Below are 19290 nucleotides of genomic sequence, written 5' to 3'. Positions count from 1 at the left end.
GTCCGTGGAATGAATCTGGCCGATCGTTTGATTATTAGCGCGCCGGGCTCTCGACACCAGCCGGCCCGGGTAAACCCCGATGTCCCTCTGCCGAACGCCGCTTGATCTCGGAATCTGCTCGAACTATTATTGATCGTCCGATCACTTAACATCCAACCCTCACGAAGAACGGAGACAGCATGACGATCGATCGCAGGAGTTTCATGGCAGCCGCCGCCACCGCCGGCGCCGCCCTGGCGGCCCCTTCGCTGGTGCGCGGCCAGGGCACGGCAGAGCCGCTGCGCCTGGGTTTGCTCACCGCCAAGACCGGGCCTTTCGCTTCCGGCGGACTCGACATGGAGCGCGGGCTGCAGAGCTACCTGGCGGCCAACGACCAGCGGCTGGGCGGCCGCAAGGTCGAGCTGATCGTGGCCGACACCGGCGGCGTGCCGTCGACCGCCCGCAGCAAGACCCAGGAACTGGTCGAGCGCGAACGTGCCCAGGTGCTCATGGGCCCGCTGGCCGCCTTCGAGGCGCTGGCCACCGACGACTACATGCGGGCCCGCAAGATTCCGGTGTTTCCGGTGGCCGCGGCCGAAGACATGACCCAGCGCAAGGCCAACCCCTGGCTGTTCCGCGCCAGTTCGACCTCGGCCCAGTGCGCCCATCCGCTGGCCGACTACTGCGCCAAGAAGCTGAAGTACAAGCGCATGGTGCTGGTGGCCGACGACATCGCCTACGGCCACGAGATGACGGCCGGCTTCCAGCGCGTCTTCGAGGAAGCCGGCGGCAAGGTGGTGCAGAAGCTGTTTCCGCCGCTCACGGCGCCCGACTACGGCAGCTTCCTGGCCCAGCTCAACCGCGACGCGGACGCGGTGTTCCTCGGCTTCGCGGGCTCCAACGGCTTTCGCTTCATCCGGCAGTTCAACGAGTACGGCCTGCGCGGCAAGCTGGCCCTGGTCGGCGGCATGACGGCGCTCGACGAAGCGGTGCTGCGCAACATGGGGGACGAGGCGCTGGGCATCGTCACGGTGAACTGGTATTCCGCCGAGCTCGCGAACCCGGTCAACGCGAAGTTCGCCGGCGCCTTCCGCAAAGCGCACGGCTACGACCCCGGCTTCTACGCCGCCTGCACCCATGTCAGCGCATCGGTGCTCGACGCCGCGCTGGAGCCCTTGAAGGGCCAGGCCTTCGACCGCGAGTCGCTGCGCGCATCGCTGCAGAAGACCAACGCCTTGACGGCGCGCGGACCGGTCAAGTTCGACGCCTGGGGCAACGTGGTCGGCAACGTCTACGTGCGCACGGTCGAGCGCAAGGATGGCCGGCTGGTCAACAGCATCATCGAGACCTACCCGGACGTAAGCCAGTTCTGGACCTACGACCCCAAGAAGTTTCTGGCCGAGCCGGTCTATTCGCGCGACTGGCCGCCCGCCAGGAACCTGGCCGCCTGACGCCCCTACCGGAGCTTCACGGCCCGCGCCGCCTCGGCGCGGCGGGCCCTGTCGTCAAGAACATGCAATTCTGGTTGACTCAGACACTCAACAGCCTGGCCCTCGGCGGCCTGCTGCTGCTGCTCTCATCGGGCTTCGCGCTCATCTTCGGGCTGATGCGCATCGCCAACCTCACGCACGGCGCTCTCTTCATGATCGGGGCCTACGTGGCCGCGAGCGCGGCGCGGGCCGGCTGGGGCTTCGCGGTCGCCGTGGTGCTGGCCGGGCTCGCCACCGCAGTCATCGGCGGGCTTTTCGAGCGCCTCGTGCTGCGCCGGTTGTCGGGCAACGCGCAGGCCCAGGTGCTGGCCACGCTCGGCCTGTCCTTCATCGCCGCCGACCTCTGCCTGGTGCTGTGGGGCGGCGATCCGATCCCGGTCTCGCCGCCGGCTTTCCTGAGCGGTCCGGCATCGCTGTTCGGCTTCAGCTTTCCGAGCTACCGGCTGGCCGTGATCGCGGTGGCGCTGGTGGCCGCCGTCGTGCTGTACCTGCTGCTGGAGCGCACCCGCCTGGGGGCGCGAATTCGCGCCGGTGTCGACGACATGCCGATGGCGCGTGCGGTGGGCATCCGGGCCTCGGCCCTCTTCACCAGCGTGTTCTGCCTGGGCGCGATGCTGGCCGGACTCGGCGGTGCGTTCGGCGGACCGATGCTCTCGGCCTATCCGGGGCTGGACGCCGACATGCTGCCGCTGGCGCTGATCGTGGTGATCCTCGGCGGCATCGGCAGCCTGATGGGCACTTTCATCGCCAGCTTCATCATCGGCTTCGTCTACACCTTCGGCACCGCGCTGGTCCCCGACCTCGCCTACGTGATCCTGTTCCTGCCGATGATCCTGGTGCTGGCCTTCCGGCCCACCGGCCTGCTCGGAGGTGCCCGCGCATGAAGCCGACGATCCATGGCCTGCTGCTGCTCGCGGCCCTGGCGCTGCTGCCGGCGGTGTCAGGCGAGTACTACGTCAACCTGGGCAGCCAGATGCTGATCGCCGTGATCTTCGCCTCCAGCCTGAACCTGCTGGTCGGCTACGCCGGCCTGACCTCGCTGGGCCACGCGGCCTACCTGGGCCTGTCGGCCTACATCGCCGCTTGGCTGGCGCTGCGGCTCGGCCTCGGCCACGCGATGGCCGCGCCGCTCACGCTGCTGGCCACCACAGCCATCGGCGGCGTCTTCGGCTGGATCGCGCTGCGGGCCTCGGGACTCAGCTTCCTGATGCTGACCCTGGCGCTGTCGCAGGTCGTGTGGGGCCTCGCCTACCGCTGGACCTCGGTCACCAACGGCGACAACGGCCTGTCGGGCCTCACGCGGCCGGCTCCCTTCGGCATCGACATGGAGAACAGCAACGCCTACTACTGGTTCGTGCTGTCGATCACGGCGGTGGTGCTGCTGGTCGTCGGGCGGCTCGTGAACTCGCCCTTCGGCGCCTCGCTGCGCGGCACCCGCGACCAGGCGCGCCGCATGAGCTCGCTTGGCTACAACGTCTGGGCGATCCGCTGGTGTGCCTTCGTGGGCGCGAGCTTCGTCGGCGCGGTGGCGGGCCTGCTCTACGTCTACTTCCACAAGTACGTGCATCCGAGCGTGCTGTCGGTCACCGCATCGGCCGAGGTGCTGCTGAGCGTGATCGCGGGCGGTGCCGGCACGCTGGCCGGGCCGGCCGTCGGCGCCGTGCTGGTGGTGCTGCTGAAGAACTATGCGTCGGGCTACATCGAACGATGGAACATGCTGCTGGGCGCCGTGTTCGTCTTCATCGTGCTGGTGATGCCGCACGGCATCGTGCCGGGCGTCCGCACCTTGCTGGCGCGCTGGAAGGGAGGCCGCGCATGACCGCCGCTCTCGAGATCAAGGGACTGCGCAAGTCCTTCGGCGGCATCGCCGTCACGCAGGACGTCTCGCTCACGATGCAGCCCGGCGAGCGGCGTCTTGTCATCGGACCGAACGGCGCCGGCAAGACCACGCTGTTCGGCCTGATCGGTGGCGAGATCCGCCCGGACAGCGGGTCGATCCGCATCTTCGGTGAAGACGTCACGAAGCTGCCGGTGCGCGCCCGCGCACGCAGCGGACTCGCGCGCACCTACCAGATCATCACGCTGTTCCCGAAGGACACGCTGGCGCACAACGTGGTGCTGGGGCTGCTGGCGCTGCTGCCGCTGCGGCTCGATGCGCGCACCGACCTGGCGCGGCACGCGGCGCTGCACGATCGCGCGGTGCAGCTGCTCGACGGCGTCGGGTTGGCCGGCAAGGCGCTGCACCGCGTGTGCGACGTGTCCTATGGCGAACAGCGACGGGTCGAGCTGGCATTGGGCCTGGCGCAGCAGCCGCGCCTGCTGCTGCTCGACGAGCCGCTCGCCGGCCTGTCGCAGGACGAGCGCGTGGTGGTGCAGCGGCTGATCGCCCAGGTGCCGCGCGAGACGGCGATCCTGATGATCGAACACGACATGGACGTGGCGCTCGAATTCGCCGAACAGATCACGGTGCTGCACTATGGGCAGGTGATCGTCGAAGGCGACCGGCGCACCGTCGTCAACCACCCGAGAACGAGGGAGATCTACCTTGGCCACTGATGCATTGAGCGTGAGCGAACTCGACGTCTGCTACGGGCAGAGCCAGGTCGTGCACCGGCTGTCGATGAACCTGCAGGAAGGCCGTGTGCTGGCGCTGCTGGGTCGCAACGGCGCGGGCAAGAGCACCTCGCTCAACACCTTCGCGGGCCTGCATCAGGCGCGCGCCGGCAGCATCCGCCTCGCGGGCCGCCCGGTGGAACGGATGTCGCCCGAAGGCATCGCCCGCGCCGGCATGCGGCTGGTGCCCCAGGGCCGGCGCATCTTCCCGAGCCTGACGGTGCTGGAGAACCTGCAGGTGGCCGAACAGGCGGCGCGGGCGAACGACGACGGCAAGCACGCCTGGAATCTCGATCGCGTCTACGCCACCTTCGGGCGCCTCAAGGAACGCATGCGCCAGCGCGCCGGCACCCTTTCCGGCGGCGAGCAGCAGATGCTCGCGATCGGCCGCGCGCTGATGGGCAACCCGCGCGTCCTGCTGCTCGACGAGCCTTCGGAAGGACTCGCGCCGCTGATCGTCGCGGAGGTGGCGCAGGCCATCAAGACGCTCAAGGCCGACCGGCTCTCGATCGTGCTGGTCGAGCAGAACTTCAACCTTGCGCTCGAAGTGGCAGACGATGTGGTGGTGCTCAACACCGGCCACGTCGTGCACGCCGGCAGCGCCGACGCGGTGCGCGCCGAACCCGACCTCGCGACCCGCCATCTCGGCGTGTTCTAGCCCGGACTCTTCCAATACCCACCCAACGGATTTCACGTGCTCTACACCTGCTCCCCCCACTGCACCGACCCGACCCACCGCCACGCCCCGCCGGCCACGGGCCGCGCGAGATCGGCTTCGCTTTCGATGCCGCGCACGGCCAGCGCGTCGACGCCGGTGCGCGGCGACCGTCCGCCGGTCGTCGACGTCCACTGCCACTACCTGAACCCGGAGGTCGCCAAGGCGGCGAGCGACCTCGATGTCGGCCGCCACGACCCGAGCGTGATCCATGCAAATGCCCTCACGCGCGAGACCAACGTGGCGCAGATGCGGGAGCGTGCGCCGAAGCTGACCGGCGTCGACCAGCGGCTGGACGACATGGACCGCATGGGCATCGACATCCAGGCGATCAGCCCGGCGCCTTTCCAGTTCTTCTATTTCACGCCGCCGGAGCGCGGGGCAGTCCTGGCCCGCCAGGTGAACGAAGGCATCGCGGCGCTGGTGGCGGCCACGCCGCGGCGCTTCGTCGGGCTCGGCTCGGTGCCGCTGCAGAACGCCGAGCTCGCGATCCAGGAGCTCGACCACGCGATCGGCACGCTCGGCCTGCGCGGCATCGAGATCAACACCAACGTCAACGGGCTCGACCTGACCGATGCCAGGCTCGGGCTGGAACCCTTCTTCGCCCGCGCCGACGCGCTCGGTGCGGTGATCTTCCTGCATCCGGTCGGCTTCTCGGAAGGTTCCCGGCTGACCGACCACTACTTCAACAACGTGATCGGCAACCCGTTGGACACGACCGTGGCCGTCAGCCACCTGATCTTCGACGGCGTCGTGGCGCGCCATCCGAACATCAAGTTCATCGCGGCGCATGGCGGCGGCTACGTGGCGCATTACTGGGCACGCATGGACCACGCCTGGCGGGCGCGCAAGGATTGCCGCACGGTGATCGATCGCGCGCCGTCGAGCTATCTCAAGACCTTCTATGTCGATACGATGGTGTTCGACCCCGAGATGCTGCGCCATCTGGTCGATCTCTTCGGTGCCGACCGGGTGCTGCTCGGCACCGACTATCCCTACGACATGGGCGAGGAGCGGCCCCGGGAACTGATCGCCTCGGTGCGCGGCCTGTCGAGCGACGAGGTGGCGCAGATCGAAGGGCTCAACGCCCTGAAGCTGCTCGACATCGCGCCGATGCGCTGACCCGCCAGGAGCCATGACCATGCCCGTCACTTCACCCGCAGCACCCGAATCCCACCTGTTCAGCGCACTCGCGATGGGCGGGATGCACTTCCCCAACCGCATCGTCGTCTCGCCCATGTGCCAGTACTCGGCGCGGGACGGCGTCGCCAACGACTGGCACCTGCAGCACCTCATGCAGCTCGCGATGTCGGGCGCCGGCCTGGTCATGGTCGAAGCCACCGCCGTCGAGGCCCGCGGGCGCATCACGCACGGCTGCCTGGGCCTCTACAGCGACGCCGCGGAGGCCGCGCTGTCGCGCGTGCTGCAGGCCGCACGCGCGGTGGCCGCGCCGGGCACGCGCTTCGGCATCCAGCTCGGCCATGCGGGCCGCAAGGGCTCGGCCCAGGTGCCCTGGGAAGGCGGCGGGCCGCTGAAGGCCGGCGGCGACGGCGGCGCGCCGTGGCGCTGCGTGGCGCCGAGCGCCCTGCCCTTCGCGCCCGACTGGCACACGCCCGAGGCGCTCGACGAAGCCGGCATCGAAGGGCTGGTCGAGGCCTACGTCGACGCCGCGCGGCGCGCCGTGCGCCTGGGCTTCGATGTCATCGAGCTGCACTGCGCGCACGGCTACCTGCTGCACCAGTTCCAGTCGCCGCTATCGAACCGGCGCGACGACGCCTGGGGCGGCGACGCGGCCGGGCGCGACCGGCTGGCGCTGCACATCGCCCGGCGCCTGCACGAGCAGGTGCCCGGCAGCCGGGTGCTCGGTGCCCGCATCACCGGAACCGACTGGGCCGAAGGCGGCCTCGGGGTCGACGACGCGGTGCGCCTGGCCCAGGGCCTCAAGGACATCGGCTTCGGCTACGTCTGCGTGAGCAGCGGCTTCGTGGTGCGCGGCGAGCGCATTCCGTTCGGCCCCGGCTTCCAGGTCGGGCTGGCCGCGCAAGTGCGGCGCCGCAGCGGGATCGCCACCCGCGCCGTCGGCGGCATCAGCGAGCCGGCGCAGGCGGCCGCGATCGTGGCCTCGGGCCAGGCCGATCAGGTCGCCCTGGCGCGCCCCTTCCTGGCCGACCCGCGCTGGGTCTGGCGAGCAGCGGAGACGCTGGGCATCACGCCTTACTACCCCCCGCCGTACCGTCGCGCCGCCGGCCTCCGCAAGCCCGCCATGGCAACGGACGCCTGAGCGCGCGGCCCCATTTCGAGTGCCCATGACTTCCACTTTCGAACTCAAGGTCAACGGCCGCGCGCACCGAGTGCAGGCCGACGAGAACGACCTGCTGCTCTATGTCCTGCGCAACGACCTCGACTGCAAGGGCGTGCGCTTCGGCTGCGGCGCCGGCCATTGCGGCGCCTGCACCGTCTGGATGGACGGCCGCGCGGTCCAGTCCTGCGACATGCCCCTGTGGGGCACCGCCGGCCGCGAGCTCACCACGGTCGAGCAACTGGCGAGCGACCCGGTCGGCACGGTCGTGCTCGACGCCTTCGTCACGCTGCAGGCCGCGCAGTGCGGCTACTGCATCAACGGCATCCTGATGTCGGTGACCGCCCTGCTGCGTCGCACCACCTCGCCGACCGAGGCCGATCTGCACGAGACGATGCACCGGCACCTGTGCCGCTGCGGCGCGCATGCGCGCATCCTGAAGGCGATCGAGGCCGCCGCGGCCCGGCTGCGCGCGGGAGGCCAGCCATGAGTTCCACGCTCTCCACGCCGCCCGCCATCCAGGCCCATCCTCGGCTCGGCCAGTGGCTGCGCATCGGACCCGGGCGCCAGCTCACCGTGTTCACCGGCAAGGTCGAGCTGGGCCAGGGAATCGAGACGGCCCTGGTGCAGATCGCCTGCGACGGCCTCGGCCTGACGCCGGCGCATGTGGTGCTGGTCGCCGGCCACACCGACCGCTCGCCCGACGAGGGCTACACCGCAGGCAGCCTCTCGGTGCAGTACGGCGGCGCGGCGCTGCGCTGGGCCTGCGCGCACGCCTGGTCGCTGTTCGTTGCGCTGGCCGCGCGCCGGCTGGATGTCTCGCCGTCGGACCTGCAAGTCGATGCCGGTTGCTTCAGCGACGCCGGCGGCACGCGCCGCACCGACTACTGGGAGCTCGCCGCCGAGATCGATCTCGACGTCGCCATCGTCCCGGCCCCCGCCAGCATCCGTCACGCGCCCGAGCCCTACGTGGGGCGATCGCTGCCGCGCGTGGATCTCCGGGCCAAGCTCACCGGCGCCGGCTATCTGCAGGACCTGGTCATTCCCGGCATGCAGCACGTGCGGATGCTGCGCGGGCGGCATCCCTCGCAGCGGCTGGCGGCGGTGCCCCTCGCCGAACTGCGGGCGCTGCCGGGTGTGTCGCAGGTGGTGCAGAGCGGCCGCTTCCTGGCCCTCGTGGGCCCGCACGAAGGCGCACTGGTGCGCGCGCTGCCCAAGGCCCGCAAGCTGCTCGACTTCGATGCCATGCCCGATCCCCATGCGGGTCAGGACACCGTCACGCTGCTGCAGGGCCTGCCCGCCAGCACGCGCCGCGTGCACGAGGGCGGCACGCCCGGCACGGGGCTGCAGGCCTACAGCGCCACCTACTCCCGCCCCTACCTGGCGCACGCGTCCATCGGCCCGGCCTGCGCGCTGGCCGATCCTCGCGGCATGCAGCTGCGCGTCTGGTCCCATACGCAGGGCGTCTATCCGCTGCGCGACCAGATCGCCGCGGCGCTGGGACGCGAGGCCGCGACGGTAGAGGTCATCCATGCGCCAGGCGCAGGGTGCTACGGCCACAACGGCGCCGACGATGCCGCCTTCGATGCCGCCTTCGTCGCCACCCGCATCGGGCAGCCGGTGCGCGTGCAGTGGATGCGCGAGGACGAGATGTCGATGTCACCGTTCGGTTCGGCCAGCGTGGTGCAGCTCACGGCCGGCCTCGACGACGCCGGCCGCATCGGCGGCTGGGCCATGTCCCTGTGGAGCCACACCCACATGAACCGGCCCGGCTGGGGCGACGGCATCAACCTGCTCGGCGCCTGGGAGATCGATCCGCCGCTGCCGCGGCCAACGCCGCGCGACCTGCCGCTGCCGATGGGCGGCGGCGACCGCAACGCGATCGCGCTGTACGACCTGCCCCACCAGCAGGTCGACTACCACTTCATCCCCGACTCGCCGGTGCGCGTGTCGGCGCTGCGCTCGCTCGGCTCCTACGCCAACCTGTATGCGATCGAAAGCTTCATGGACGAGCTGGCGCAGTGGGCCGGCTGCGACCCGGTCGAATTCCGCCTGCGCCACCTCGGCGACCCCCGTGCGCGTGCGGTGCTGGAGGCCGCCGCCGAGATGGCCGGCTGGCGCCGGCGCGGCGAAAGCGGCAGCGGCAGCGGCCTGGGCATCGCCGTCGGCCGCTACAAGAACCAGGCCGCGTACTGCGCCATCGCCATGCAGGTCAGCGTCGAGGAGAAGGTCCGGGTCGAGAAGGCCTGGGCCGTGGTCGATGCCGGCGCGGTGGTCAATCCCGATGGCCTGGTGAACCAGATCGAGGGCGGCCTGCTGCAGTCGCTCAGCTGGACACTGAAGGAAAGCGTGACCTGGGACCACAGCGGCATCACGTCCGGGGACTGGGAGCACTACCCGATCCTGGGCTTCGACGAGATCCCCGAGATCGCCGTGCGCGTGATCGAACGGCCGGGCGAGCCCAGCCTGGGCGCCGGCGAGGCCGCCGCCGGGCCGGCCGCCGCGGCGGTCGCCAACGCCGTCGCCCATGCTCTCGACTTGCGCGCGCGCCAGTTGCCGCTGTCGGCCGAACGGCTGGCGCAGTTGATCAACGCGGGCTGAGCGCCCGCCTTCCGAACCCGATTCGAATCCAACGTCCAAGGACCTCGTCATGGCCATCCACACCCTTGCCCACTACTCGGTGCGCACCACCCGGCTCGAGGCTTCGCGCCACTTCTATGTCGACGTGCTCGGCCTGCGCGAAGGCTTCCGGCCACCGTTCGACTTCCCCGGCCTCTGGCTCTACAAGGGCGACGACGAAGCCCAGTTCGGCGTCGTCCACATCATCGGCATCGACCCCGACGCGCCGCAGGGCCTGGTCGAGTACCTTGGCGACAAGAGCGAGGCATCGCTGCACGGCAGCGCCGCGATCGACCACCTGGCCTTCCTGGCGACCGACCTGCCCGACATGCGCCGGCGGCTGCGGCAGGCCGGCCTGGCTTTTCGCGAACGCACGGTGCCGAGCATCGGCCTGCACCAGCTGTTCGTCGAAGACCCGTCCGGCGTGACGATCGAGCTCAACTACCCGGCCGAAGAAGCCCGGCAACACGGAGCCCACGCATGAACGCGCCGCAGAGCGCAAGGCCCGAGCGCAAGGCGCTGGTCATCGGCGGCTCGCTGGGCGGCTTGTTCGCTGCAAACCTGCTGCTGCGCGCCGGCTGGGACGTCCATGTGCACGAGCGGGTGGCCGACGAACTGGAAAGCCGCGGCGCCGGCGTCGTGACGCATCCCGAGCTGATGGAAGTGCTGAGCGCCGCGGGCGTCGACGTGACCGACAGCATCGGCGTCGAGGTCCGCGAGCGCATCACCTTGGCACGCGATGGCCAGGTCGAGGACTCGCGCCCCCTGCCGCAGCTGCTCACCGCCTGGGGCCGCCTGTACCAGGTGCTGCGCCGCGCCTTCCCGTCGGAGCGCTATCACAACGGCCGGCAGCTGGTCTCCTTCGAACAGGACGCCGCCGGTGTGCGCGCGACCTTCGCCGATGGCGACGTGGTGGCCGCCGATCTGCTGGTGGCGGCCGATGGCCTGCGCTCCACCGTGCGCCAGCTGCTGCAGCCCGAGACCCGGCCGCGCTATGCCGGCTACCTTGCATGGCGGGGACTGGTCGAGGAAGCGAGCCTCTCGCCACGCGCGCTGGCCGAGCTCTTTCCGTACTTCGCCTTCGGCCTGCCGCCGCGCGAACAGATGATCGCCTACCCGGTGGCGGGACAGGGCAACAGCGTGGCGCCCGGCAAGCGCCGCTACAACTTCGTCTGGTACCGGCCGGCCGACCAGGACACGACGCTGCGCGAGATGCTGACCGATGCGACCGGCAAGACCTGGCCCGACGGCATCCCGCCGCCGCTGATCCGGCCCGAGGTGCTGGCCGCCGCGCGCCAAGCGGCGCACGAGGTTCTGGCGCCGCAGTTCGCGGAGGTGGTGCAGAAGACGCCCAACCTGTTCTTCCAGCCGATCTTCGATCTCGAGAGCTCGGCGCTGGCCTTCGGCCGGGTGGCGCTGCTGGGCGACGCGGCCTTCGTTGCCCGGCCGCATTGCGGGATGGGCGTCACCAAGGCCGGCAGCGATGCCGCGGCGCTGGTTCGTGCGCTCGCGGAAACGCCCGATGTGCCGTCCGCGCTGCAGGCCTACGAGGCCTCGCGCCTCGCCGCCGGCAGCTTCATCGTCAACCACGCCCGCGCGCTGGGTGCCTACATGCAGGCGCAGATCAGCACGCCGGCCGAACGCGAGATGGCCGAGCGCTACCGGAGCACCGAGGCCGTGATGCGCGAAACCGCCGTTCCGCCCGTGCCGCACTGAGCTCGCTTTCTTCATGCACCCAGCCATGTCTTCATCGCCCCGTGTTCGCGTTCGCAACGCCCGACGACTTGCAGCCCTGCTCGCTCTGGCCACCGCCTGCATCCTGGGCGCGCCCGCGGCGGCGCAGCCGGCCTGGCCCAGCCGCCCGATCACCGTCGTGATCGGCTATCCCCCCGGCGGCAGCGTCGATGCCGTAGGCCGCGCCGTTGTCGAGACGCTCGGCAAGAAACTCGGCGCGACCGTCGTCGTCGACAACGCCGGCGGCGCCGCGGGCGCCATCGGTGTGCAGAAGGTGGTCAACGCGGCGCCCGACGGCCACACGCTGATCTTCGGATCGAGCAGCGAATTCGTCGCCACCCGTTTCCTCAATCCGACCCAGAAGTACGACGCCGCCAGGGACCTGACGCCGGTCGGCTACGTCGGCGCCATTCCGCTGGTGCTGGTCGCATCGACGCAGAGCGGCGTCACTTCGCTCGCGCAGTTCGTGTCGGTCGCCCGCCAGAAGCCCGGCCAGTTGAGCTACGGCACCTCGGGCATCGGATCGATGCTGCATTTCTCGGGCGAGCTCGTGAAGAAGCAGGCCGGACTGTCGATCACCCACGTCCCCTACCGCGGTGCCGGCAACATCGGCAGCGACCTTGCGGGCGGTGCGATCGAGTTCGCATTCCTCGGGCCGGGCGCGGCCAAGCCCTTCATCGATGGCGGGCGCATCGTCCCGATCGCGGTGACCAGTGCCCAGCGCATCGCGCTGATGCCGGATGTGCCGGCGCTGGGCGAGCATCCGGCCCTCAAGGGCTACGACCTGGTGGCCTGGTACGCGCTGATGGCGCCGCGCGGGTTGGCGCCCGACCCGCGGGCCAGGCTGCAGCGCGCGCTGCGCGAGACGCTGCAGGACGCAATGGTGCGACAGAAGCTCGAGCGCATCGGGGTGGTGGTCGGCCGCGGCGACGAGAACCTGCCCCAGCTGATGGCCAGGGACGCCGTGGAATACAAGCGCATCGTCGACTTCGCAGGCATGAGGGAGTAGCGCGCGGCATCGGTGCGTGCCCGGCATCTTGCATCTGTAAGACATCCGCCCGCCGCGTGAAATCCGCCGGAAACGCCGGCCATCGACAGTCGAGGCGTCGCACAGGTCGCGGCACACAAGGAGCAACGATGACGCCTCGCCACCTCGCACCGCACGCCCACCAGCCCCTCGCTGCCGGGTCTTCCACATGACCGCGCCGGAACGCCCGCGCGCGATCATCGCCGGCGGATCGCTCAGCGGCCTGTTCGCGGCGACCACCCTGCGCGCCGTCGGCTGGGATGTGGCGGTCTTCGAGCGCTCGCCGGACGCGCTCGACAGCCGCGGCGGCGGCATCGTGCTGCAGCCCGATGTACTGGCTGCCTTTCGCTTTGCCGGCGTCGGGCATACCGACGCGCTGGGCGTCCGATCGGGCGACCGCATCTACCTGGACGCGGAGGACGAGGTGATCCACCGCACCTGGATGCCGCAGACCCAGACCTCCTGGAACATGCTCTACGGCGCCATGCGAAAGGCGCTGCCGGCCAGCTGCGTCCATGCGGGGGAACGGCTGGTGAGCTTCAAGCAGACGGGCGAGCGCGTGACGGTACTGTTCGCGAGCGGCCGGATGGAAAGAGGCGACCTGCTGATCGGCGCCGACGGCGCGGGCTCCACCGTGCGCAGCCAGCTGCTGCCCGGAACCAGGCCCTCCTATGCGGGCTACGTCGCCTGGCGAGGCCTGGTTCCGGAGGCGGCGTTGGGCGGGGCTGCTGCCGCGAGGCTCGGCAGCGCCTTCGTGTTCCAGCAAGGACGCGACCATCTCCTGCTCGAGTACCGCGTTCCCGGCGAAGACGGGTCCGTGGCCGAGGGCGCCCGACGCTGGAACTGGGTGTGGTACCGCAAGGTGCCCGCCGGCGCGCCGCTGGCGGAGCTGCTGACTGATCGCAACGGCGTGGCGCACGCGTTTTCCTTGCCACCCGGAGCAGCGAGGGATGCGCCGATCGCCGCCCTGCGACACGATGCGCGGCAACTGCTGGCGCCGAGCCTGCGCGAACTGGTGCTCGCCACCGAAGCGCCCTTCGTTCAAGCCATCCTCGACCTGGCGGTCCCGCGCATGGTGTTCGGGCGCACCGTGCTGATCGGCGATGCCGCCTTCGTGCCACGCCCGCACACCGCAGGCAGCACGGCGAAAGCGGCAGCCGACGCGCTGGCGCTCGCGAAGGCCCTGGCGCCGGGCCGGGGCCTCGACACCCGCCTGGCGGCCTGGGGGGCAGAACAGCTGAACGCCGGTGCCCGGATGGGCGAACGGGGCATTTCGATGGGCAACGAGATCATGGGCATCGCATGATGCGGCTCATGGTCGTCGACGACGGCTCCACCCGCATCTTTCCACTTCACGAGGACATCGACATGACCAGGCAATGCACCCACGCCGCAAGCATCCGCCACGTGCTGCCCAGCGCCAAGGGCTGCGAGGAATGCCTCAAGACCGGCAGCACCTGGGTCCATCTCCGGCTGTGCCGGACCTGCGGCCACGTGGGCTGCTGCGACGAGTCGCCCAACCGCCATGCGCGCGCGCACTTCCATGCGACATCGCACCCGGTCATCGAAGGCTACGACCCGCCGGAAGGCTGGGGCTGGTGCTACGTCGACCGTGTCGGGCTCGACCTCGGCGACGACACCACCCCGCAGGTGGGGCCGATTCCCCGGTACGTCTGACGATTCAGGCCCGGCCGAGGGCGCGAGCAGCATGGCCGCCGCGACCGCCTGGACCGGCGCATGGCCGGGATCGGCGTGCCAGGCGGCTGCACGGGATGGGAGGGGGTGTTCATGGCGAGGGGTTCCTTGGTCGTGGAGCCTCGATGCTCGGTCGGCCGCATTTCGCGCTTCGCATCAGATGCCGGTGCGGACATTTCAACTGCAACACGGCCGCCGGCCCTGAAACGACCTGGCAACTCGCCCGCCGCACAGTTCATCCATGGACACCGGCAGCGCATCGGCCGGCGGTTCATCTCCAACCCCGATGCAATCCAAAGAGGCCGCTTTCATGACCACCACGCTCGAATCCACACTCGCCCGCCGCCAGGCGCCCTTGCGAACCCCGACGACCCTCGGCGCCGAGGCCCGGCGCGACATCGGCGCCGGCCTCGCCGCCCTGCTGGCGGACAGCTTCGCGCTCTACCTGAAGACCAAGAACTTCCACTGGCATATGTCCGGCCCGCACTTTCGCGACTACCACCTGATGCTCGACGAGCAGGCGGACCAGATCTTCGCCCTCACCGATCCGCTCGCCGAGCGCGCCCGCAAGCTCGGCGGCAGCACCCTGCGCTCGATCGGCGACATCTCGCGCCACCAGCGCTTGTCCGACAACGATGCGCCCTTCGTCACGCCGGGCGACATGCTGGCCGAGCTGCGCGAGGACAACCTGCGCCTGGTCGACTACATGCGCGCCACCCATGCGCTGTGCGACGAGCACGGCGACGTCGCCACCGCGAGCCTGCTGGAAAACTGGATCGACGAGGCCGAGCGGCGCGCCTGGTTCCTGTTCGAGACCGGCCGCGCGTCCTGAGGCAATTCAAGGAGACCCCTGATGTTCAATCGACGCAACTTTTCAGCCCTGCTGGCAGGCGCGGGCGCCGCGCTGCTCGCCGCGCCTTCGATGGCACGGACGAGCGCCAGTCCCGCAGCGCAGCGCAACGCTGCATCTGTGCGAGTGCGCAACGTGGTCCTGGTCCACGGCGCCTATGCCGACGGCTCCTGCTGGACCGAGGTGATCTCTCGCCTTCAAGGGGCAGGCCTGCGCGCGACTGCGGTGCAGAACCCGCTGACATCGCTCGACGACGACGTCCAGGCCACGCGCCGCATTCTCGACCTGCAGGACGGCCCGACCGTGCTGGTCGGGCATTCATGGGCCGGCATGGTCATCAGCGAAGCGGGAGTCCACGACAAGGTGTCGGGGCTGGTCTATGTCTCGGCCCGGGCACCCGATGCCGGCGAGGACTTCGGCGCATTGGCCGCCAAGTTTCCCAAGCCCCCTGCCAGTGCGGGCATGGTGACTTCGGGTGGCTTCGCGCAGTTGAGCGAAGAGGCCTTCCTGCGCGACTTCGCGGGCGACATCGACCCGCTCAGGGCACGCGTGCTCTACGCCGTGCAGGGCCGGGTGGCATCGACCTTGTTCAACGGAAGAACCACCGTGGCCGCCTGGCGCACAAAGCCATCCTGGTACCAGGTCTCCAGCAACGACCGCACGATCGACCCGGATCTCGAGCGCTTCCTGGCCAGGCGAATGAGCGCCACCACCATCGAATTGCCGTCGAGCCACCTGGCCCTCATCTCGCATCCCGACGAGATCACCAGCCTGATCATCGACGCTGCCGCGGGTAGTTGAAGCAGCGCAGGGCGGGCGACCACGCTCAGTGCAGTACCTGCACCTGCGGCTCGAACACGTAGCCGGCGCCGCGCTCGGTGCGGATCATCTTCGGCGCCGAGGCATCGACCTCGATCTTGCGCCGCAGCCGCAGGATCTGGACGTCGATCGAGCGGTCGTACACCTCGGCGCCGTGCAGCCGCGACAGCTCCAGCAACTGGTCGCGCGTCAGCACGCGCTGCGGCTGCTCGCACAACGCCAGCAGCAGGTTGAACTCGCCGTTGCTGAGCTCGACGCGCTGCCCCTCGGGCGAGGTCAGCCGGCGCGCCAGCAGGTTGAGCTCCCAGCCCGCGAAGCGATAGGCCCGACGCTTGGTGCTGCGCCCCAGGGGCGCGGCGTCGGTCCGGGACTGGTAGCGCCGCAGCACCGCCCGGATCCGCGCCAGCATCTCGCGGTTGCTGAAAGGCTTGGTGACGTAGTCGTCGGCGGCGATCTCCAGCCCCATCACCCGGTCGGCCTCATCCTGCTTGCCGGTGACGATGATGACCGGCACCTCGCTGGTGTCGCGCAGGCCGCGGGCCAGCTGCATGCCGTCCTCGCCGCCCAGCCGCAGGTCGAGCATGACCAGGTCGATCACGCTGTCCTGCAGCACCGCGTTCATCTCGGCGCCGGTCGCCACGGCGGTGACCTGGAAGTCGTTCTCCGACAGGTAGGCCGACAGCAGCTCTCGCAGAGCCGGATCGTCATCGACGACGAGGATGTGGGGGGAGGCTGTGTTCATGTCGTTCGAAGCGTAATTCAATTGATCCTACGCAGGCCTACGGGTCGATTACAAATGAAATCTCCGGCCCCGGATCTGACATTGCCCCGGCACCGGCATCGGCGCCAATCGGTCCCAGGGGGTGCCACGACATCCCGGCAACGGACAGGACTGAATTCATGTCGAAGATCATGGTTATCGAGGAAGATAGCGCGATGCGCATGCTGATCTCCGAATGGCTGGCCGGCGAGGGACACGAGGTCCGCTCGCCGCCGCGGCACGACCCCGCTCCCGACGACCAGGTCGAACTGGTCATCCTCGACCTGCCGCACCCACGGGCGCCGGGGCCAGGGACGGCCGCGGCGCTGCAGGCCGTGCATGCGGCCTATCCGCATGCGTCCGTGATCGGTATCTCGACCCGGCTCGGCCGCAGCCTGGGGCGCGATTCGGACATCGCCCAGTCACTGGGCGTCAGCCGGCTGCTGGCCAAGCCTTGCTCTCGAGAAGAACTGCTCGGCGCCGTGGCGGCCGCCCTCTAGCCGCATGACGTCGGGCGAGCGCCTGAGGCAGCGGATCATTGCAGCGGGCGTGGTCCTGGTCGCGGCCTTCGCCGGCTCGGCGATCTACGATGGCTGGCGGCTGCACCAGCAGATCACGATCGCGAACGAGCGCGAACTCGGCAACCTGGCCAAGGCACTGGCCGAACAAGGCGCCAGAACCCTGCAGGCCGTCGACGTCCTGCTGCGCGACACCGGCGAATGGTGGGAGACCACCGGCCGCGACCTGCCTGCGGACGCCGTCGCCACGGCGCTGGCGTCGCGCGTGGTCGGGGTGTCGCAAGTCAGCGTGCTGACCCTGGTCGACGCCCAGGGCATGCAGCGCCACCGGTCGCGGGTCACCGGCGAGGCGCTGGCCGATGTCTCCGATCGGCCGTACTTCCAAAGCCAGCGCGAGGGCTCGGCGGGCGGTCTCTTCATCAACGAACCCGTGGTCACGCGGACCGATCGGCAACCGGCGCTGGTGGTGTCGCGGCGACTGAACACGCAGGGCGGCATCTTCGACGGCGTGGTCACCGCCATCGTCACGCTGCAGGAGATTCAGGCCGCCTATTCGGCGATCGATCTGGGCGAAGGCGGCGCGCTGATCCTGACACTCGACGACGGCACGCTGGTGGTGCGGCAACCCGAAGCGACCGGAATGGACGCCAATCGGCGCTACCCCGAGCTGACGGCCTTCAAGGGCGCGCCGCTGATCGACCGCTCGGTCAGTCCGGTCGACGGCCGGGCCAAGCTGGTCGCGGCGGTGGGCGTCGGCAAGCGGCCGCTGACCCTGACCCTCACCCGCGACGAAGACCACGCCTTGCGTCCCTGGCACGACGAGATGCGCAGCGCCATCATCCGCACGCTGCTGCTCACGGCGCTGGTGGTGCTGACCATCGCCGGCCTGCTGCGCCAGTTGCGGCGGCTCGAGGCCGGCGAAGCCGAGAAGGCCGCGCTCCAGGCCCGGCTCCAGAAGGCCCAGCGGCTGGAGTCGCTCGGCACCCTGGCCGGCGGCATCGCCCACGACTTCAACAACATCCTCGGCGCGATCCTCGGTTTCGGCGAGATGGCCCAGCAGCACGCTGCGCCCGGCAGCGACATGCGGCGCTACATCGACCGCGTGATGCAGGGCGGCGCACGGGCCCGCGTGCTGGTGCGCCGCATCCTGGACTTCAGCCGCAGCGGGGTCGCGGAGCGCGTCCCGGTCCCGATCCAGGCCGTGGTCGAGGAAGCCCTCGCGATGCTGCGTCCCACCCTGCCCGAGGCGATCGGCATCGATGCCCGGCTGGAGGCCGGCACCGCAGCCGTGCTGGGAGACGGCACCCAGTTGCACCAGGTGGTCATGAATCTGTGCACCAACGCCGCCCAGGCGATTGGCGATGCCGGCCGGATCGAGGTGCGGCTCGAACGAATGCAATCCGAGGCGGCCCGACCTGCGCTGCACGGCGAACGCCCGGCCGGACCCTGCGTTCGGCTGACGGTCTCGGACACCGGGCACGGCATGTCGGCCGACGTCCTCCAGCGCGCCTTCGATCCTTTCTTCACGACCAAGAAAGTCGGCGAAGGCACCGGGCTGGGGCTCTCGATGGTGCACGGCATCGTGGCCGATCTGGGCGGCGCGATCGACATCGCGACCGAGCTCGGCCGCGGCACGCAGGTCACGGTCTGGCTGCCGGTGTCGGGCGAATCCGAAGCGCCGCCGCTGCGGCCGGAGCCGACCTGGCCGCGCGGCGCCGGCCAGGTCGTGATGGTGGTCGACGACGAGCGTCCGCTGGTCGAGCTGGCCGAGGAGCTGCTGGCCGAGCTGGGCTACGAGCCGGTCGGCTTCGACTCGAGCGAACGCGCACTGGAGGCCTTCGAGGCCGACCCGCAACGATTCGACGCCGTGCTCACCGACGAAATGCTGCCGGGCCTGCCGGGCAGCGAACTCGCCAGGCGGCTGCTTGCGCTGCGCCCCGGTTTGCCGGTGATCCTGGTCAGCGGCAATGTTGGCGCGGCACTGGAGCAACGTGCGCGCGATGCCGGCGTGGTCGCCCTCCTTCGCAAGCCGCTCGGCCTGCAGGAACTGGCCGAAACGCTGGCGCGGACGCTCGGTTGCAGGTGATGCACGACGCGCAAGGACGAGGTCAGCGCCGACGCCGGGCCGGCGCGCCACGAAGCGCAGTCGCGCGTCGCGGAGGTGCACATCGA

The 19290-nt window shown here is 70.1% G+C and carries 18 protein-coding genes and 1 pseudogene; 18 read left to right on the top strand and 1 reads right to left on the bottom strand.

The window, feature by feature from the left end; translation table 11 throughout:
• Positions 1-179: 179 nt before the first annotated feature.
• The 16 genes and pseudogenes from AC1DF3_RS10230 (at position 180) to AC1DF3_RS10155 (ending at position 15822) form a co-directional block, all read left to right on the top strand.
• Complete coding sequence (locus AC1DF3_RS10230) at positions 180-1430, top strand: ABC transporter substrate-binding protein (protein WP_286531254.1); 1251 nt, start codon at positions 180-182, stop codon at positions 1428-1430.
• Between the two features lie 74 nt (positions 1431-1504).
• A complete protein-coding gene (locus tag AC1DF3_RS10225) occupies positions 1505-2353 on the top strand; it encodes a branched-chain amino acid ABC transporter permease (protein WP_478139571.1) in 849 nt (282 codons plus the stop codon).
• Positions 2350-3288, top strand: a complete 939-nt coding sequence (locus tag AC1DF3_RS10220) for a branched-chain amino acid ABC transporter permease (RefSeq protein ID WP_286520272.1) — start codon at positions 2350-2352, stop codon at positions 3286-3288. Before AC1DF3_RS10225 ends, AC1DF3_RS10220 begins: the two co-directional genes overlap by 4 nt.
• Before the next feature lie 65 nt (positions 3289-3353).
• A pseudogene (locus tag AC1DF3_RS10215) lies at positions 3354-4025 on the top strand (ABC transporter ATP-binding protein); the annotation flags it as partial.
• Positions 4015-4740: an ABC transporter ATP-binding protein gene (locus AC1DF3_RS10210; RefSeq protein WP_478139570.1), complete on the top strand. Its 726-nt coding sequence runs from the start codon at positions 4015-4017 to the stop codon at positions 4738-4740. The pseudogene AC1DF3_RS10215 and the gene AC1DF3_RS10210, both read left to right, overlap by 11 nt.
• A 36-nt stretch (positions 4741-4776) precedes the next feature.
• On the top strand, positions 4777-5919 hold the full coding sequence (locus tag AC1DF3_RS10205; protein ID WP_478139569.1) for an amidohydrolase family protein: 1143 nt from the start codon (positions 4777-4779) through the stop codon (positions 5917-5919).
• Between the two features lie 19 nt (positions 5920-5938).
• Positions 5939-7078, top strand: coding sequence for an NADH:flavin oxidoreductase/NADH oxidase (locus AC1DF3_RS10200; protein ID WP_286531239.1), 1140 nt, complete (start codon positions 5939-5941; stop codon positions 7076-7078).
• Between the two features lie 25 nt (positions 7079-7103).
• Positions 7104-7586, top strand: a complete 483-nt coding sequence (locus AC1DF3_RS10195; protein WP_478139568.1) for a (2Fe-2S)-binding protein — start codon at positions 7104-7106, stop codon at positions 7584-7586.
• Positions 7583-9697, top strand: a complete 2115-nt coding sequence (locus AC1DF3_RS10190; protein WP_478139567.1) for a molybdopterin cofactor-binding domain-containing protein — start codon at positions 7583-7585, stop codon at positions 9695-9697. Before AC1DF3_RS10195 ends, AC1DF3_RS10190 begins: the two co-directional genes overlap by 4 nt.
• Positions 9698-9746: 49 nt before the next feature.
• Positions 9747-10199 carry a VOC family protein gene (locus AC1DF3_RS10185; RefSeq protein ID WP_286531233.1) on the top strand — a complete coding sequence of 151 codons (453 nt, stop codon included), beginning with the start codon at positions 9747-9749 and terminating at the stop codon, positions 10197-10199.
• Positions 10196-11431 carry an FAD binding domain-containing protein gene (locus AC1DF3_RS10180; RefSeq protein ID WP_478139566.1) on the top strand — a complete coding sequence of 412 codons (1236 nt, stop codon included), beginning with the start codon at positions 10196-10198 and terminating at the stop codon, positions 11429-11431. The genes AC1DF3_RS10185 and AC1DF3_RS10180 overlap by 4 nt, the downstream gene beginning before the upstream one ends.
• A 25-nt stretch (positions 11432-11456) precedes the next feature.
• Complete coding sequence (locus AC1DF3_RS10175) at positions 11457-12458, top strand: Bug family tripartite tricarboxylate transporter substrate binding protein (protein WP_478139565.1); 1002 nt, start codon at positions 11457-11459, stop codon at positions 12456-12458.
• A gap of 187 nt (positions 12459-12645) precedes the next feature.
• Positions 12646-13782 (top strand): FAD binding domain-containing protein, encoded by a 1137-nt coding sequence (locus AC1DF3_RS10170; RefSeq protein WP_478139564.1) that lies wholly within the window; start codon positions 12646-12648, stop codon positions 13780-13782.
• Positions 13779-14153 (top strand): UBP-type zinc finger domain-containing protein, encoded by a 375-nt coding sequence (locus tag AC1DF3_RS10165; RefSeq protein ID WP_478139563.1) that lies wholly within the window; start codon positions 13779-13781, stop codon positions 14151-14153. Before AC1DF3_RS10170 ends, AC1DF3_RS10165 begins: the two co-directional genes overlap by 4 nt.
• A 328-nt stretch (positions 14154-14481) precedes the next feature.
• Positions 14482-15003, top strand: coding sequence for a Dps family protein (locus AC1DF3_RS10160; protein ID WP_478139562.1), 522 nt, complete (start codon positions 14482-14484; stop codon positions 15001-15003).
• A gap of 21 nt (positions 15004-15024) precedes the next feature.
• Complete coding sequence (locus AC1DF3_RS10155) at positions 15025-15822, top strand: alpha/beta fold hydrolase (RefSeq protein WP_478139561.1); 798 nt, start codon at positions 15025-15027, stop codon at positions 15820-15822.
• 25 nt (positions 15823-15847) lie between these two features.
• Here the strand turns inward: AC1DF3_RS10155 and AC1DF3_RS10150 are convergent, their stop codons facing one another.
• Entirely contained in the window at positions 15848-16582 is a 735-nt protein-coding gene (locus tag AC1DF3_RS10150) for a response regulator (protein ID WP_286531222.1), read from the bottom strand.
• 158 nt (positions 16583-16740) lie between these two features.
• On the opposite strand from AC1DF3_RS10150, the gene AC1DF3_RS10145 reads away from it, so the two are divergent.
• Both AC1DF3_RS10145 and AC1DF3_RS10140 read left to right on the top strand, forming a co-directional pair.
• Positions 16741-17100 carry a hypothetical protein gene (locus tag AC1DF3_RS10145; protein WP_478139560.1) on the top strand — a complete coding sequence of 120 codons (360 nt, stop codon included), beginning with the start codon at positions 16741-16743 and terminating at the stop codon, positions 17098-17100.
• 4 nt (positions 17101-17104) lie between these two features.
• Entirely contained in the window at positions 17105-19204 is a 2100-nt protein-coding gene (locus tag AC1DF3_RS10140) for an ATP-binding protein (RefSeq protein WP_478139559.1), read from the top strand.
• Positions 19205-19290: the final 86 nt, after the last annotated feature.

Source organism: Variovorax sp. 10N432 (genome assembly GCF_056394465.1).
Note: the sequence above shows the minus strand (reverse complement) of the source record. Positions and strands in the feature narration are given on the sequence as shown.

Bases quoted from the DNA above. Each gene is read 5' to 3' on its own strand.
- AC1DF3_RS10180 (WP_478139566.1), top strand. From the start codon at position 10,196: ATGAACGCGCCGCAGAGCGCAAGGCCCGAGCGCAAGGCGCTGGTCATC.
- AC1DF3_RS10175 (WP_478139565.1), top strand. From the start codon at position 11,457: ATGTCTTCATCGCCCCGTGTTCGCGTTCGCAACGCCCGACGACTTGCA.
- AC1DF3_RS10185 (WP_286531233.1), top strand. From the start codon at position 9,747: ATGGCCATCCACACCCTTGCCCACTACTCGGTGCGCACCACCCGGCTC.
- AC1DF3_RS10155 (WP_478139561.1), top strand. From the start codon at position 15,025: ATGTTCAATCGACGCAACTTTTCAGCCCTGCTGGCAGGCGCGGGCGCC.
- AC1DF3_RS10220 (WP_286520272.1), top strand. From the start codon at position 2,350: ATGAAGCCGACGATCCATGGCCTGCTGCTGCTCGCGGCCCTGGCGCTG.
- AC1DF3_RS10170 (WP_478139564.1), top strand. From the start codon at position 12,646: ATGACCGCGCCGGAACGCCCGCGCGCGATCATCGCCGGCGGATCGCTC.
- AC1DF3_RS10200 (WP_286531239.1), top strand. From the start codon at position 5,939: ATGCCCGTCACTTCACCCGCAGCACCCGAATCCCACCTGTTCAGCGCA.
- AC1DF3_RS10160 (WP_478139562.1), top strand. From the start codon at position 14,482: ATGACCACCACGCTCGAATCCACACTCGCCCGCCGCCAGGCGCCCTTG.
- AC1DF3_RS10195 (WP_478139568.1), top strand. From the start codon at position 7,104: ATGACTTCCACTTTCGAACTCAAGGTCAACGGCCGCGCGCACCGAGTG.
- AC1DF3_RS10145 (WP_478139560.1), top strand. From the start codon at position 16,741: ATGTCGAAGATCATGGTTATCGAGGAAGATAGCGCGATGCGCATGCTG.
- AC1DF3_RS10165 (WP_478139563.1), top strand. From the start codon at position 13,779: ATGATGCGGCTCATGGTCGTCGACGACGGCTCCACCCGCATCTTTCCA.
- AC1DF3_RS10230 (WP_286531254.1), top strand. From the start codon at position 180: ATGACGATCGATCGCAGGAGTTTCATGGCAGCCGCCGCCACCGCCGGC.
- AC1DF3_RS10140 (WP_478139559.1), top strand. From the start codon at position 17,105: ATGACGTCGGGCGAGCGCCTGAGGCAGCGGATCATTGCAGCGGGCGTG.
- AC1DF3_RS10150 (WP_286531222.1), bottom strand. From the start codon at position 16,582: ATGAACACAGCCTCCCCCCACATCCTCGTCGTCGATGACGATCCGGCT.
- AC1DF3_RS10190 (WP_478139567.1), top strand. From the start codon at position 7,583: ATGAGTTCCACGCTCTCCACGCCGCCCGCCATCCAGGCCCATCCTCGG.